Genomic DNA, 13,349 nt, shown 5'->3' on the forward strand with positions numbered 1-13,349 from the left:
CTCTGGCCTTTCAGGATCAGGGGCGGAGACGCGCGCGGGCAGGGCCGCCGTCGATGCGGATGAGGGCGCCGTTGGTGAAACTGGACGTATCGCTGGCCAGCCAGAGGGCGGCGGGGACCATCTCCTTGGGCAGGCCGACGCGCATGCCGCCCTTCGTCCAGCCGGGATTGTCGTGGTCCGGCGGGTCGGCCCAGTGCTCGGCCACGTCGGTGGCGAAGGGGCCCACGCAGATGGTGTTGACCCGCACGTTCGGGCTGTAGGCGGCGGCGAAGCCGGTGGTCAGGACGTTCAGCGCCGCCTTGGCCCCGGCATAGGGCAGGGCGTAGGGCGAGGCCTCCAGGGAGGCGATGCTGGAGATGTTGATGATCGAGCCGCCGTCGCCCCGGTGCATCCGGGCCCCGACCAGGGCCGAGAGCCGGAATGGTCCCTTGAAGTTGACCCCGATGACCTTGTCGAAATTGTCCTCGGTGACCTCCTCCAGGGAGGGATAGAGGGGCGACATGCCGGCGTTGTTGATCAGGACATCGATGCGGCCAAAGCGCTGGTAGACGGCGTCCACCATGGGTTCGATCTCGTCCCAGTTGGCCACGTGGCAGCGGTGGGCGAAGGTCTCGACCCCCAGCTTCGCAAGTTCAGCGGCGGTCTCCTCGCAGGCGGGCAGCTTGCGCGAGACAATGGCGAGGTTGGCGCCCGCCTCGGCGAAGGCCTGGGCCATGGCGCGCCCAAGGCCCCGCGACCCGCCGGTGATCAGCACCACCTTACCCTGCAGGTTGAAGTCCATGCTCCCCGCCTCCCATGTTGTCCTGAAGGGGAAGCAAGGCGACCCCGGGGCCGCCTGTCAATGCTGACCGGGCGTCACCCGGCGGCGGCCGGCTTCACGCAGACCCAGCGGGCGCGGTGGAAGTTCTCGATATTGTCGGTCCAGCCTGTGACCCGGGGTGAGACCAGGGCCCTGCTGACCACCTGGAAGACCGGGATCACGCCCTCCTCGTCCAGCATCAACTGCTCGGCCTCAGCCAGGGTCCGGGCTCGCCGGGTGGCGTCGGGTTCGCGGTCGGCCTGGTCCAGCAGGGCGTCGTACCGGGGATTGGCGTATCCGGAATAGTTCTGCTGGCCAGTGTCTGACCGGAACAGGCCGAGGAAGGTCAGGGGGTCGTTGAAGTCGGCGTACCAGCTCATCATGCCGATCTGGAAGTCCTTGCGCTTGTAGGCGGAGAAGGCGATCTGGCCTTCGTTCTGGACGGTCGAGACCTTCAGGCCCAGGGCGGTCCAATCGGCGGCCACGGCCTGTGACAGGAGCAGGTTGTCGGGCGAGTTGCCGACCTTGATTTCCACGGACAGGGGGTCGCCGGGCCCATACCCGGCCTCGGCCAGCAGTCGCCGCGCCTCCGCCTGTCGGGCGTCGAAGGGCATGTCCGCCCACTTCAGGCGGACGCCGTCTCCATGGCCGGCGGTGGCCGGCGGCACGAAGCTGTAGGCCGGCTTCTGTCCCGCCCGCATGAGCTTGCCGGTGATGAAGTCGCGGTCCACTCCCATGGACAGGGCGCGCCGGACCCTCAGGTCCCGGAAGGCGGGCACGCTCACCGTATTCAGGGCGATGTAGGAGGTGGCGAGGGCGGGATAGGTGCGCACATACCCCGGCAGGTTATCGCGCAGCCTCTGCACCCGGCTGGACTGGAAGTTGGTGTTCAGGTCCAGCTCCCCCCGGGCGACCCGCCGCTCGGCCATGACCGAGTCCGGCGTCGGGAAGTAGTCGATCTGGTCCACGCAGACCGACCCGGGGTCGAAGAAATCCGGGTTCTTCACGACCCGGATGTGATCGCCCAGCTTCCACTCCACCAGGGTGAAGGCGCCGTTGCCGACGAAGTTCTCCGGTCGGGTCCAGGCGTCGCCGTGCGCCGTCACCACATGCGCCGGGACCGGGAAGAAGCTGTGGTGCTTGAGCAGGGCGGGAAGGTAGGGCGCCGGGTGCTCCAACCGCAGTTCCAGGGTCAGGGGATCCACCGCCCGCACGCCCAGCGTCTCAGGGCCGGCCTTTCCCTCGTTCACCGCCTGGCCGTTCTCCAGCAGGTAGAGAAGGAAGGCGTAGCTCGAGGCCGTGTTCGGATCGAGGAGCCGACGGAAGGCGAAGACAAAGTCCCCCGATGTGACGGGGCGTCCGTCTGTCCACTTCGAGGGGCGCAGGCGGAAGGTCCAGGTGAGGCCGTCGGGCGAGGTGGTCCAGCTTTCCGCGAGGGCCGGCGTCGGTGAGGCGTCCGGGCCGTCGGTGAAGAGACCGGTGTAGAGGTCGCCGATGATGGCGAACTCGTCGACCAGGGAGGCCTTCTGAGGATCGAGCGTCCCGGCCTCGGTGTTGTTTCCCCACGCCAGGCAGGTCTTTCCAGCCGGGCAGGGCGGGCGGCTGACCTGGGGCTGGCATCCTGCGAGGACGAGGGTGCAGGCCAGGGCGAGGAGAAGGGGAAGCTTCACGTGCGGTTCCGGGGCTACTCGCGCCTCAGGGCCTCGATGGGGTCGAGACGCGCGGCGCGCCAGGCAGGATAGGCGCCGAAGACCAGTCCGACCAGACTCGAGAAGCCCAGGGCGACGGGAATGGACCATGCGGGCAGGGCGAAGGGCCAATTCGCCACGGCGGAGATGCCGGCCGCGCCGAGGAGGCCGATGGCCAGGCCGATGAGGCCCCCGACCAGGGACAGGGCCACGGATTCCAGGGCGAACTGGGTGAGGACGTCGCGGCGCCGGGCGCCCAGGGCCATGCGAAGGCCGATCTCCCGGGTCCGCTCGGTCACGGCCACCAGCATGATGTTCATGATCCCGACCCCGCCCACCACAAGGGAGATCCCGGCGATGGCCGCAAGCAGGACGGTGAAGGCGCCGATGGCCGCCTTCGAGGCGTCGAGGATGGAGGCCAGGTTCTGGGTCTCGAAGTCGTCGTCCTCGCCCTGAGGGATCCTGTGCTCGGTCCTGAGGAGGGTGTCGATGTTCTCCTGGACGGCGCTCACGGCTTCCTCGGACTCCGCCTTTACGAAGATGGTCTGGACGCTGTCTGCCTTGATCCGGCGCCCGATTACCCGAGAGCGCACGCTCTCCAGGGGGGATAGGATCAGGTCGTCCTGGTCGCGGCCGAAGCTGGACTGTCCCTTGGAGCCCAGCACGCCGATCACCTCGAAGGGCGCGCCGCGGATCCGGATCCGCTTGCCGATGGGGTCGGCCTCGCCCCAAAGCTGGGTGACCACCGTCGGACCCAGCACGGCCACCTTCCGGCCCTGCCGCGCGTCGCGGTCGTCGAACATCCTGCCCGAAGCGACCGTCAGGTCCCGCGCCTCCAGGTATTCGGGGGAGACCCCGTAGATGGTGGTGCTCCAGTTGGCGCCGTCCGCCGTGACCTGGGCCATGCCGCCGACCGAGGGCGCCACCGCCACGGCGCCATCTACCTGGCGGCGGATGGCCTCGGCATCGCCATCGGTGAGGCCCTCTCCGGCCCCCGCCCCGCCCATCACCCCGCCCGAGTTCCTTGGCTGCTTGGGGCTCACGATGATGAGGTTGGAACCCAGGCCGGAGATGGTGTCCGTGACCTGCCGCTGCGCGCCCATGCCGATGGAGGTCATCATGACCACGGAGGCGACCCCGATGACGACGCCCAGCGAGGTCAGGCCCGAACGCAGGGGGTGGGCGATGATCGCCCCGGTCGCGAACCGAATGATCTCTGCCGGTGAGACGCCGCTCATGACCGTTCATCCTCGGTCACGCGCCCGTCGCGGAAGGCGATCCTGCGGCGGGCGGCGTTGGCGACGCCCCGGTCATGGGTGACCAGCACGATGGTCAGGCCCTCGGTGTTGAGCTTCTGGAAGAGGGACAGGACCTCCACGCCGGTGGCGCTGTCCAGGGCGCCCGTAGGCTCGTCAGCGAGGAGAAGGTCAGGGCGGTTGGCCAGCGAACGGGCGATGGCCACCCTCTGTTGCTGCCCGCCAGACAGCTGGTTGGGCCGGTGACCCATGCGCGAGCCCAGGCCGACCCGCTCAAGCAGCTCTGCGGCGCGCTCCCGCCGGATACGCGGCGGCTGGCCGCCATAGATCATCGGCAACTCGACATTCTGCAGGGCCGAGAGCCGGGGCAGGAGCTGGAAGGACTGGAAGACGAAGCCGATCCGCCGGTTACGGAAGTCGGCCAGCTGATCGTCGGAGAACCGGGCGACTTCCTCGCCCTCGAAGCGATACCGCCCGCCGCTGGGACGGTCGAGGCCACCCAGCAGGTTCATCAGGGTCGACTTGCCCGAGCCTGACGGTCCGATGATCGCGATGCTTTCTCCCCGCGCGATCGTCAGGCTGACCGAGTCGAGGGCCGTGACGGTTTCCTCTCCCATGACATAGGTCTTGGTCAGATCCTCGATCTGGATCATCGCCGCCTCGCCCATGACCGGTCAGTCCGCGCCGACGCGCATCTTGGGCTTGGGGCCTCCGCCCACGATCAGGGTCTCGCCGGCCTTCAGGGGGCCGCGCACCTCCGTCATGGCGCCGTCGGTCGGCCCGACCTGGACAACCACCGGCTGGGGCCCATCCGGCGTCTGGCGGTAGACCGAGCCGGCGATGAAGCCCGCCGGGTCCGGGCCGAGTTCGAAGGCCAGGGGACGGAGCACCTTCAGGCGCGTCTTCTGACGCTCATCAAGGCGGGCCTCCAATTGGGAGAGGCTCTTGTTGACCACCTCAGCCACCGCTTTGCGGCCCGCCTCACCGCCCGGTGCGGCGGCGGCCGTAGCCTGGACGCGGAGCTCGGTCTGGATGTCCGCCCAGGCCTTCTTTTGCCGGGGGTCGAGCCCAAGCTGGCCGACCACCTTCTGTACCGCGACAGAGCCCGGGAATGCCGGGCCGAAGTCGCTGCGGGTCGGCGTTCCCGGCGGTCCCCGGGGCGCGGCCTGAACCTGGGGCGGCGGCGTCCAGCGCAGGGCGGCGACCGGAACCTTGAGTACGCCCTCGCGGCGCTGGATCACGATATCGGCGTTGGCCGTCATGCCGGGCAAAAGCTTTCCGCCCGTGTTCGCGGCCTCCGCCATGACTGTGTAGGCGACCACGTTCTGTTCGGTGACGGGCTGCTTGCGGACCTGGGTGACGATGCCCTCGAAGACCTGGTCCGGATAGGCGTCCACCGAGAAGGTCACGGCCTGGCCTTCCTTCACGCCGCCGATGTCGGCTTCGTCCACCGAGATCTTCACCTTCACGCGGTCGAAGTCCCGGGCGATGCGGAAGAGGACCGGGGCCTGAAAGCTGGCCGCGACGGTCTGTCCGGGCTCGATGGCGCGAAGTACCACGATCCCGTCGATCGGCGCGATGATACGGGTGCGCGACAGGTCCACCTCGGTGGTCCTCAGGCTGGCGCGGCTCTGCTGGACCCGCGCCTTGGCGGCCTCGAGGGCGGCGGCGCTGGTCCGGGCCTGTGCCTCCACGGCCTCCAGGGCGGCCTGGGAGAGGTAGCCCTGGGCGGCGAGCGACTTGCGTCGAGAGAGTTCCTGGCGGGCCTGCTGGGCCTGGGCCTCAGCCTGGCGGACAGCGGCCTCGCCAGCGGCGACATCCGCCTGTCCGAGGCGGAGGCGGGACTCGTAGGTCTGGGGATCCAGTTCCGCCAGCACCTGCCCGGCCTTCACCCGGTCATTGAAGTCCGCCGTGATGGACTTGATCTGGCCTGAGATCTGCGAGCCGACCTCCACCGTGACGAGGGCCTCGATCACGCCTGAGGCCGATACGGTCTGCACCAGGGCCCCGGACTCCACCTGGGCGGTCCGGTAGGGCGGGGCCTCCGGCTCGGAACGGCAGCTTCGCAGGCCTGCGCCGGCCAGCGCCAGCACGGCGAGACCGCCAAGAACGTAGAGGGCGCGCCGGCGCCAGTTCGGTCGGGCGGCTGAAGTCATGGCGCTGTGTCCCCGGTCGGTCGTTCCGACGATATGGGCCTCATCCCGAGGCTTGGGAAGGGCCTGCCTCCGCCAGGAGGGCGCGGCGCTCCTCAGGCGCCAGGAACCGCCAGCGCCCCTCTGGAAGTCCGTCGAGGGCCAGGGGGCCGATCCGCGTCCGATGAAGGTCGATCACCCTGAGGCCGACGAGTTCGCACATCCGGCGGATTTGTCGGTTCCGGCCCTCCGACAGGACGAAGCGGAGCCGGTCCTCGCCCTTCCGGAAGACCCCGGCGGGCTTGAGGGCCCGGCCGTCCAGGGACAGGCCATGCCTCAGGCGCGCGATGCGGTCCGGGGTCAGGGCGCCGGCCACCCGCACCTGGTACTCCTTGGTCAGGGGCGAGTCCGGCGAGATGATGGCCCGCGCCACGACCCCATCCGAGGTCAGGACCAGGAGGCCGCGGGAATCCCGGTCCAGCCGGCCAGCGGGCGGCAGGCTCAGGGCCGCCGGTGGCGGCGGTTCCCCGGCGAAGGCGCAGGCAGCCGTCAACAGGCTGCGCGCCTCTTCCTGGCCGGGGGCGGGGTGAGCGCTGACCAGGCCCACCGGCTTGTTCACCAGCACAGTGACCGGGCCCTCGCCGGGGGCGGCCTCGTCGATCACCTCAAGGGTCTGGCCGGGCAGGATCTTGCGCCCGGGGTCGGCCACAGTCTCGCCCTCGATCCGGACGCGGCCTGCAGCAATCAGGGCCTCGGCCTCACGACGCGAGCAGACGCCCTGGTGCGCCAGCCAGCGGTTCACCCGTTCGGGCGCATCGCCGCCAAACCTTCCGGACCAGGACATGTCGGCAGTTTTCCTCCGCGGGCGGCCTTCCGGTTCCCCGAGTAGACCGGAAGGTCGGGGCCCGGCCAGACCTCCCGAGAAAAAGGGTCGAGAGGAGATCGATCAGCCTGGCGGGGTTTCAGTCCCGCGGACGGGTCCCGAGAAAGAAGAACCTGGGCGTCCGGTCCTCATCTGTGCGTTCCTGGACGGTCTCGACGGCGAAGCCTTCCTCCGCCAGCCAAAGCTCCCAATCCTTCCTGGCGAAGACCCCGACCCGATGGCTCTCGGCCATCGAGGACATCCGTCCATCAGCCTCGCGAAGCAGGAAGGCGTAATGGACCATGGCCGTTCCGTCGGTCTCAAGTTCGCCGACCCAATCCATCGCTCGCGCCGACCGGCCGTCGGGGGAGTCCCCGCCGAAGGCGTCGGCCTCTCCGGGCTCGAAGGTTTCCAGCACATCGTCGGGAATGAAGAGGGCAAGGCCGCCGGGCTTCAGGTGTCGATAGGCGGTGGCGAAGGCCGCCCGCAGATCGGCCTCAGTGGTCATGTACGCGATGGCGTCATGCGCCAGGACGAGGTCGAATCGGCGATCGAGGTCCAGGGTCCGCATGTCGGCGGCCAGATGCCCGCACTCGGGGTTGAGCCGACGGGAGACCTCCAGCATGTCCGGGCTGAGATCGGTCAGCAAACAGTCGAGGCCCGCCTTGAGATGGAAGGCCACATGCCCGCCGCCACTGCCAAGCTCCAGAAGGCTGCGCGCAGCCGGGCGAGCCTCGTGGAGGACCCGGCGGATCTCTGCGCCTTCACTGGCATATTCCTCCAGCGGGGAGATTACCGGCCACCATTCCGCGATCCGGCCGTAGAAGATGTCCATGATCCCTCCCGCCCACATCCGGCGGATGACACTGAGAGGCTGGGAAAGGATGGCTCCCCGAGCAGGACTCGAACCTGCGACAAGTCGGTTAACAGCCGACTGCTCTACCAGCTGAGCTATCGGGGATCACCTGGAAGGACCGGGGCTATAGACCGCGCCGCCCAGCCGCGCAAGCGGGTCTGCAACCCCCGCTGCGCAAGCCGGTCCGTGGCCCCGGCGCCTCAGTAGCCGGCGGCCTTGCCGTTCGGCTGGCCGTCGACGATCTGGTCCAGGTATTCCGACAGGCCGTAGCCGACCAGGTCGCCGCACCGATACTCGGTCATGCCCTCGGTGATGCGGGTCTGCAGCTCCACGCCGTCCGGCGTCGTCCGCCGGTTGCGGAGGGGAATCAACGACATCACCCGGCCGGTCACGGAATAGGCCATTCCGCCCTCGGTCTTCACCTCTGCGCGGAGATGGGTCTGGTAGCCGTGCGCGTCCCAGTCGCTTTCGATCCGGCACTCGGTGATCAGGTCGTAGATCCCGTCGCGGAAGACCATTCCGCCCTGCCGGGCGCCGCCCTTCCCGTCGCCGATGACCGAAAGCATCATGCCGAAGTCGCGGCCGAAGTTCATCGGGCACCAGCGGTACCAGTCGATGGCCTGCCAGTGCCTCGGCCCCCAGGACTTGTCCCTCAGGCCGTGGCCGTTGATCTCGAAGACCTCATCGCCGACGGTGAATCGGCCCTTGGCCCCGCAGTGCTGCTCGTAGTGGGCCTTGGCGAAGGACTTCTCGGGGTCAATCTCGATCGGCGTCCCGTCCTCGCGAACGGTCTCGCCGCCGTACATGGGCGAGACACCCTCGTAGTCGAGCTCCACCGTACAGGGCACCGAGGGATTCTCTCGGAAGGCGCGCTTGGGATCGGCCATCTCATGGGGGCGGGCCAGCAGCAGGGCCTTGCCGGAATAGGTCACCCGCAGGCGCTTGAAGGGCTCGACCACCTCGACCTTCAGGCCGCCGGCGTTCATCTCGGTGTTCCCCTCTATGGTCGGCCGCCCGAACATGAAGGCCACCCGGCCGTCCGGCAGGTAGAGGCAGACGGTCATCTCGGCATAGTGCTCGTTGGGGCGGTTGCCGATCCGGAACCAGCCCCCGGCCTTCTGGGCCGGATCGAACACGTTGAAGTACATGCTTTCGTTGTAGTTCTTGAAGGTCCCCGGATCGTGCGGGAACTCGTCCTGCGGCTCCAGGCGGGTCTTGTAGCCGGCTGCGGCCCTGGCCATGCGCTGTCCTCCCTAGGTTTGGAGGCACTACACCACTGGGGCGCGGACCCGCCAAGGCCCGAAAAAGGACGCCCGGCCGAAGCCGGGCGCAAGGTGATGGTGATGGTGGGATGTCTTCGAAGAAGACGAGGGCAGGCTGGCCCGGTATGGTTAATCCGACATTAAAGCCCGGACGGCAGGAAGGGGCCCATGAGGATCCATTTCACCGGAATCGCCGGGGCGGGCATGGCCGCCGTCGCCCAGATGATGCAGGACGCCGGCCACCAGGTGTCCGGCTCGGACCAGGACGTCTTCCCCCCCATGTCGACCTTCGTCGAGGGGCTGGGCCTGCCGGTTTCCTGGCGGCTCGACCCGGCCAACCTGCCCGGGGACCTTGACGTGCTGGTGCAGGGGGCGAGCGCCAAGCTGGGGGGCGACGACAATGTCGAGGCCGCCGAGGCGCGCCGGCGCGGCGTGCGGGTCACCACCTTCCCTGAACTGGTTGGCGACCTGACCCGGGACCGGATCAACACCGTTGTGGCCGGGTCCTTCGGCAAGTCCACCTGCGCGGCCCTGGCGGCCCATATCCTGAGGACCTGCGGCGTCGACGCCGGCTGGCTGGTGGGCGCCATCTCGCCCTCGCTTCCAGCGACGGGCCGCTGGGGCGGATCGCCGGAAATGATCCTCGAGGGCGACGAGTACATCGTCGGGCCCAATGACCGGCGGTCCAAGTTCGCCCTTTACCATCCCCAGAGGCTGCTGCTGACCTCCCTCGTCCACGACCACGTCAACGTCTTCCCGACCTTCACCGAGTACGAGGCGCCCTTCCGTACGCTCCTGCGCGGCCTGCCGGCGGACGGACTGGCGGTCCTGCGCGATCATCCTGCGGTGCGCGAGGTCGCTGGCGAGACCCGCGCGCCCATCGTCTGGTACGGCGGAGGGGAGGGCGGCTGGCGGGCGCAGGACGAGGTCTTCGGCGACATCACCCGGTTCGACCTGCTCGCCCCCGATGGCGCCCGGACTCCCATGACCACCGGCCTCCTTGGCGCCCACAACATCGAGAACATCGTCGGGGTCTCGGCCCTTCTGCTCGAGACCGGGTTGGTCGACCGAGAGGGCCTGGTCCGCGCCGTCGCCGGCTTCGAGGGCATCCGCCGGCGCCTGGACCGGCTGACGCGGACCTCGCCGATCCCGGTGATCGAGGGCTTTGGGTCGTCCTGGGAAAAGGCGCGCTCGGCCATCGAGGCGATGCGCCTGCACTTCCCCGACCGACGGCTCATCGTGGTCTTCGAGCCGCACACCTTTTCCTGGCGCTCCCGGGACGCCCTGTCCTGGTACGACGCGGTCTTCGAGGGGGCGGACCGGGTGTTGATCCTGCCGCCGCCCGGCCATGGCGCGGAGAGCCATCACCAGTCGACCCTTGAGGAGATCGTGGATCGGACGCGCGCCGCCGGGTTGGACGCCCGGCCCGTTCTCGACGCCGCCGAGGCGCAGGCCGCCCTGTCCGCCCTGTCAGGGGACGAGGTGGTCCTGCTCCTGTCCTCGGGGCCGCTTCTGGGCCTGCCCGACAGCCTGCCGCCGGTGTTCGACCGGCTCTACAGGGCCTGAACCGCCGTTGACCCCCTCAGCCGGCTTCGCCGACAGCTCCCCCTGGGGGGAGCAATTGACTCTGTCATTCCTCCCCCCAGGGGGAGGTGGACCGCCAGACGGGCCGGAGGGGGTCTACTGAATCGCCGCCGCCCTACCTTTGATTACGGTAGTCGACGTCGTCCCAGGTCAGGTCGGCGAACTCCTTCCGGCGTGGCCCCATGTAGCCGAACAGGAAGGCCGCGACCTTGCGCATCTGGATCTCCTCCGAGCCCTCGGTGATCCGGTAGCGGCGGTGGTGGCGGTAGATGTGCTCGAAGGGCTTGTGCCGCGAATAGCCTATGCCGCCGTGCACCTGCATGGCGCGGTCGGCGGCCTCGCAGACCAGCCGGTTGCCCCAGTAGTTGCACATGGAGACCTTGTCCGAGAGTTCGCGCTCCACGGCCTTGTGCTCCATCTGGTCCATCTGCCAGGCGGTCTTGCGGATCAGGAGGCGCAGCATTTCCGCCTGGGTCGCCAGCTCCACCAGGGGCCACTGGATGGCCTGGTTGTCCGAAAGGGGTTTGCCAAAGGGCTTGCGCATCCGGGCGTACTTGACGCTCTCCTCGATGCAGTAGACCGCCGCGCCGAGCGAGGACGCCGCCTGCCGGATGCGGTTCTGGTGTACGAAGCTCTGGCCGAGGCCGAGGCCGCGGTCGATCACGCCCCAGTAGCTGTCCTCGGGGATCCAGACATTTGTGAAGCTGACCCGCGGGTGGTCGGTGGGCATGTTGAAGGTCCAGAGATACTCCTCGACCTTCACGCCAGGCGCATCCGCGGGCACGATGAAGCAGGTGATGCCGGTGGCGTCGCCGTCATTGCCGCTGGTGCGGGCGAAGACCATGCAGTGGGTGGCCACGTGCATGCCGGTGGACCACATCTTCTCGCCGTTGATCAGCCAGCCCGGCTTGCCGTCCTTTTCCTGGGGGACGGCGCGGGTCTCCATGTGGGTGGCGTCCGAACCGTGGAGGGGCTCGGTCAGGCCGAAGATGGTGCGCATCTTCCCGTTCAGCAGGAGGTCGGCGTACGTCGCGTACTGGGCGTTGGTGGCGAACTCCTTGAACATCAGGATGAAGGGGTTGTTCCCGACGATCGAATGTTCGTTCTGCAGGTCGTTGTGCAGGCCCAGGCCCTTGGCGGCCAGGTGCTCGCGGATCACGGCCATGGCCAGGTTAGTCCCGCCCTTGCCGCCCATTTCCGTCGGCCAGGCGAAGCGCAGGTGTCCCGCCTCGTCGGCCAGCTTGCGGGCCTGGCCCAGCAGGTCTTCCCACTCGTGGCGGGGCAGGCCGCCGCGGTCCCAGTCGGTCCGCGCCCACTCCCGGCGGTGATCGAAGAAGCGGATGTTGTCGTCCTTGCGCTCGAGCGGCTTGATCACGCGCTCGATGAACTCATCGAGTTCCCCAAGGTAAGCAACGAGTTCGGGGGGCAGATTGAAGTCCATGACGTTTCCCTTCGGTCAGCCGGTCTTGCGCCGTTTCGATTGATGTTCTCGATTTACAAGCCCACCCTCAGGCGGGCAGATCGTCAAGTCCGCAACTCTCCTGAGGCGCCCCTACGTCATGGAAGTCGATATTCCCGCCGCCCTCAATGTCCTGGCGCCGAAGCTGGGGGGAACGTCCGTCGAAAAGGCCCAGAGGCTGACCGGCGGGGCCAGCATGGAGACCTGGGCCTTCACCCTGGTGGGCGGCGGCGAGCCCCGACCCCTGATCCTGCGGCGTCGGTCGGTCCCGATGGATCCCGAGACCTCCCGGTCCGCCACCATGGCGGCGGAGGCGGCCCTGATCCGCGCTGCGGAGCACGCCGGCGCCCCGGTCGCGCCCCTGGTCCGGCTCTGCCAGCCCGAGGATGGCCTGGGCGAGGGTCACATCACCGGCTTCGTCGCCGGGGAGACCCTGGGCCGCAAGATCGTCGCGGATCCGAAGTTCGAAACGGTGCGGCCGCACCTGGCCCGCCAGTGCGGCCAGATCCTTGCGCGCATCCACACGATCCCCGCTGGCGCAGCGCCCCTGGCCACCGCCGACGCCCAGGGCGAGCTGGACCGCTATGAGGCCATCTACCGCTCTTCGGGGGCCGAACGGCCGATCCTGGAGATGGCGATCCAGCACATGCGGCGGAACCTGCCGCCGCCCCTGCCCAACGTCGTGCTGCATGGCGATTTCCGGAACGGCAACATGATGTTCGACCCCGACAAGGGGGTGGCCGCGGTGCTCGACTGGGAGCTGGCCCATGTGGGCGACCCGGCGGAGGACCTGGGCTGGCTGTGCGTGAACTCCTGGCGTTTTGGCCGGGCTGACCGCCCCGTCGGGGGCTTCGGCGAGTACCAGGACCTGCTGGAAGGCTACATCGAGGCTGGCGGCGCCGAGATCCCCCTGTCGCGGGTCCTGTTCTGGCAGGCCCTGGGGTCCCTGAAGTGGGGGATCATGTGCCTGATGATGTATTCCAGCTATGCGACAGGGGCGACAAACTCGGTGGAGCGTCCGATGATCGGGCGCCGGGTCTCCGAGACCGAGATCGACCTGGTGAACCTTCTGGAGGCGGGCCTGTGATCGAGCATCCCCGGGCGGACGAACTCATCGAGGCGGTGGCGGGCTGGGTGGAGTCCATCCGCCCCCAGCTGGATCCCCGCGACGCCTTCCTCTCGCGGGTGGCGGTCAACGCCCTCAACGCCGTCAAGCGCGAGCTGGTCCAGGGACCGGCCGCCGAGGCCGCTGCTGTGGCGCGGCTCTCCGCCCTGCTGGGGGTGGAGGGCGACATAAAGGCCCTGAACGCCGAGCTCTGCGAGCGCCTTCGCCAGGGGGCCATGGATGTGTCGACCCCCGGCCTCCTGGCCGCCCTGAAGGCCGGGATTGAAGACCAGATCGCCATCGACCAGCCGTCCTACGTATCGGTGAAGGTCCGCTGAAACCCGAA

12 protein-coding genes and 1 tRNA gene are annotated in these 13,349 nt (G+C 68.7%); 3 read left to right on the top strand and 10 right to left on the bottom strand.

The annotated features are described in order from the left end of the window. Positions 1-16 precede the first annotated feature (16 nt). The 9 genes from HYN04_RS05005 to HYN04_RS05045 form a co-directional block, all read right to left on the bottom strand. The gene (locus tag HYN04_RS05005) at positions 17-781 is read right to left on the bottom strand and encodes an SDR family NAD(P)-dependent oxidoreductase (RefSeq protein ID WP_110449745.1); all 765 of its coding nucleotides are present in this window, start codon (positions 779-781) and stop codon (positions 17-19) included. A 74-nt stretch (positions 782-855) separates the two neighbouring features. Next, complete coding sequence (locus tag HYN04_RS05010; protein ID WP_162599550.1) at positions 856-2,469, bottom strand: peptide ABC transporter substrate-binding protein; 1,614 nt, start codon at positions 2,467-2,469, stop codon at positions 856-858. A gap of 14 nt (positions 2,470-2,483) precedes the next feature. Continuing rightward, the gene (locus HYN04_RS05015) at positions 2,484-3,725 is read right to left on the bottom strand and encodes an ABC transporter permease (protein ID WP_110449747.1); all 1,242 of its coding nucleotides are present in this window, start codon (positions 3,723-3,725) and stop codon (positions 2,484-2,486) included. Then, the gene (locus HYN04_RS05020; RefSeq protein ID WP_241962694.1) at positions 3,722-4,411 is read right to left on the bottom strand and encodes an ABC transporter ATP-binding protein; all 690 of its coding nucleotides are present in this window, start codon (positions 4,409-4,411) and stop codon (positions 3,722-3,724) included. The genes HYN04_RS05015 and HYN04_RS05020 overlap by 4 nt, the downstream gene beginning before the upstream one ends. A 6-nt stretch (positions 4,412-4,417) precedes the next feature. Then, positions 4,418-5,899, bottom strand: coding sequence for an efflux RND transporter periplasmic adaptor subunit (locus HYN04_RS05025; RefSeq protein WP_110449748.1), 1,482 nt, complete (start codon positions 5,897-5,899; stop codon positions 4,418-4,420). Between the two features lie 40 nt (positions 5,900-5,939). Next, positions 5,940-6,719 (bottom strand): pseudouridine synthase, encoded by a 780-nt coding sequence (locus HYN04_RS05030; RefSeq protein WP_110449749.1) that lies wholly within the window; start codon positions 6,717-6,719, stop codon positions 5,940-5,942. A gap of 118 nt (positions 6,720-6,837) precedes the next feature. Then, the gene (locus tag HYN04_RS05035; protein ID WP_162599551.1) at positions 6,838-7,572 is read right to left on the bottom strand and encodes a class I SAM-dependent methyltransferase; all 735 of its coding nucleotides are present in this window, start codon (positions 7,570-7,572) and stop codon (positions 6,838-6,840) included. 50 nt (positions 7,573-7,622) lie between these two features. Continuing rightward, positions 7,623-7,698: transfer RNA gene (locus HYN04_RS05040), tRNA-Asn, on the bottom strand. Positions 7,699-7,793: 95 nt separating this feature from the next. Further along, positions 7,794-8,834 carry a DUF7064 domain-containing protein gene (locus HYN04_RS05045; RefSeq protein WP_110449751.1) on the bottom strand — a complete coding sequence of 347 codons (1,041 nt, stop codon included), beginning with the start codon at positions 8,832-8,834 and terminating at the stop codon, positions 7,794-7,796. Between the two features lie 189 nt (positions 8,835-9,023). Between HYN04_RS05045 and HYN04_RS05050 the strand changes: the two genes are divergently transcribed. Then, entirely contained in the window at positions 9,024-10,421 is a 1,398-nt protein-coding gene (locus HYN04_RS05050) for a Mur ligase family protein (protein WP_110449752.1), read from the top strand. Between the two features lie 133 nt (positions 10,422-10,554). Here the strand turns inward: HYN04_RS05050 and HYN04_RS05055 are convergent, their stop codons facing one another. Then, positions 10,555-11,880 carry an acyl-CoA dehydrogenase family protein gene (locus HYN04_RS05055; protein ID WP_110449753.1) on the bottom strand — a complete coding sequence of 442 codons (1,326 nt, stop codon included), beginning with the start codon at positions 11,878-11,880 and terminating at the stop codon, positions 10,555-10,557. A 118-nt stretch (positions 11,881-11,998) separates the two neighbouring features. Between HYN04_RS05055 and HYN04_RS05060 the strand changes: the two genes are divergently transcribed. Beyond that, entirely contained in the window at positions 11,999-12,985 is a 987-nt protein-coding gene (locus HYN04_RS05060; RefSeq protein WP_110449754.1) for a phosphotransferase family protein, read from the top strand. Continuing rightward, a complete protein-coding gene (locus tag HYN04_RS05065) occupies positions 12,982-13,341 on the top strand; it encodes a DUF6285 domain-containing protein (protein WP_110449755.1) in 360 nt (119 codons plus the stop codon). The genes HYN04_RS05060 and HYN04_RS05065 overlap by 4 nt, the downstream gene beginning before the upstream one ends. Positions 13,342-13,349: the final 8 nt, after the last annotated feature.

Source organism: Phenylobacterium parvum, from assembly GCF_003150835.1.
Taxonomy (GTDB): Bacteria; Pseudomonadota; Alphaproteobacteria; order Caulobacterales; family Caulobacteraceae; genus Phenylobacterium; species Phenylobacterium parvum.

Bases quoted from the DNA above. Each gene is read 5' to 3' on its own strand.
- HYN04_RS05005 (WP_110449745.1), bottom strand. From the start codon at position 781: ATGGACTTCAACCTGCAGGGTAAGGTGGTGCTGATCACCGGCGGGTCG.
- HYN04_RS05015 (WP_110449747.1), bottom strand. From the start codon at position 3,725: ATGAGCGGCGTCTCACCGGCAGAGATCATTCGGTTCGCGACCGGGGCG.
- HYN04_RS05020 (WP_241962694.1), bottom strand. From the start codon at position 4,411: ATGGGCGAGGCGGCGATGATCCAGATCGAGGATCTGACCAAGACCTAT.
- HYN04_RS05025 (WP_110449748.1), bottom strand. From the start codon at position 5,899: ATGACTTCAGCCGCCCGACCGAACTGGCGCCGGCGCGCCCTCTACGTT.
- HYN04_RS05030 (WP_110449749.1), bottom strand. From the start codon at position 6,719: ATGTCCTGGTCCGGAAGGTTTGGCGGCGATGCGCCCGAACGGGTGAAC.
- HYN04_RS05035 (WP_162599551.1), bottom strand. From the start codon at position 7,572: ATGGACATCTTCTACGGCCGGATCGCGGAATGGTGGCCGGTAATCTCC.
- HYN04_RS05045 (WP_110449751.1), bottom strand. From the start codon at position 8,834: ATGGCCAGGGCCGCAGCCGGCTACAAGACCCGCCTGGAGCCGCAGGAC.
- HYN04_RS05050 (WP_110449752.1), top strand. From the start codon at position 9,024: ATGAGGATCCATTTCACCGGAATCGCCGGGGCGGGCATGGCCGCCGTC.
- HYN04_RS05055 (WP_110449753.1), bottom strand. From the start codon at position 11,880: ATGGACTTCAATCTGCCCCCCGAACTCGTTGCTTACCTTGGGGAACTC.
- HYN04_RS05060 (WP_110449754.1), top strand. From the start codon at position 11,999: ATGGAAGTCGATATTCCCGCCGCCCTCAATGTCCTGGCGCCGAAGCTG.